The 655-nt window shown below is 49.8% G+C and carries 2 pseudogenes; both read right to left on the reverse strand.

Annotation, left to right across the window (positions count from 1 at the left end):
• Window positions 1–268, reverse strand: a pseudogene (fhuF, locus tag FDX22_RS27570) (siderophore-iron reductase FhuF); the annotation flags it as partial.
• 3 nt (window positions 269–271) lie between these two features.
• A pseudogene (locus FDX22_RS27575) lies at window positions 272–448 on the reverse strand (putative PEP-binding protein); the annotation flags it as partial.
• Window positions 449–655 lie beyond the last annotated feature (207 nt).

Consider the following 655-nt stretch of genomic DNA (forward strand, 5'->3'; position numbering starts at 1 on the left):
ATTCCAGTGCCTGAACGACCGGTGTCAGGGCTGACAAAATCAGCGTTTCCATACGTTGTTGCGGTGAGAGTGCCGTGGTCTGGTGATCCTGATGTACATCTATCCAGAAACATGCGGCACGCCCGGTTTCGTGAAACTCCACGTGCATATGTTCAGGAGAGACGTCGATAGCCTCTTTTTGCGTCAGCAGAGCCACCATAAGCGGGGGCATCATCAGGCCGATATACCATTGCGCCCAAAGGGAGATCAGCGGTTTATTTTCGCGTACTNGTTCGTCGCCTGCAAGCTCACCACACATGCCGGTCCATTTGCCTTCAGCATGAGAAGCATCAATAACTTGCTTGATCAGCGTCAGAACAGATGGCGACATCGGTTGGTAAAGGTGGGAAATCATATCATTACCACGGTCAACTGCCAGGGTGTACTGCGTTAAATCATTGGTGCCGATATGGGTGCGGAACGGTAAGCCATGGCGATATAAGGATGTTAATCCAAATGATAATGATTTCTAATCCTATAGATGGGGGTAAACGATGGCAAGATCTTTGTCGCAAGATCGGGCAGTTCCGCACGGAAAACTCAGGAAGAGGTGCAGTTTATCCGCAGCTCATCGCTGACCAGAGTGTTGTTTCGACCCATATTCTTGGCCTCATAA

It is taken from the genome of Citrobacter sp. TBCS-14 (assembly GCF_005280805.1).
Classification (GTDB): Bacteria; Pseudomonadota; Gammaproteobacteria; order Enterobacterales; family Enterobacteriaceae; genus Citrobacter; species Citrobacter gillenii.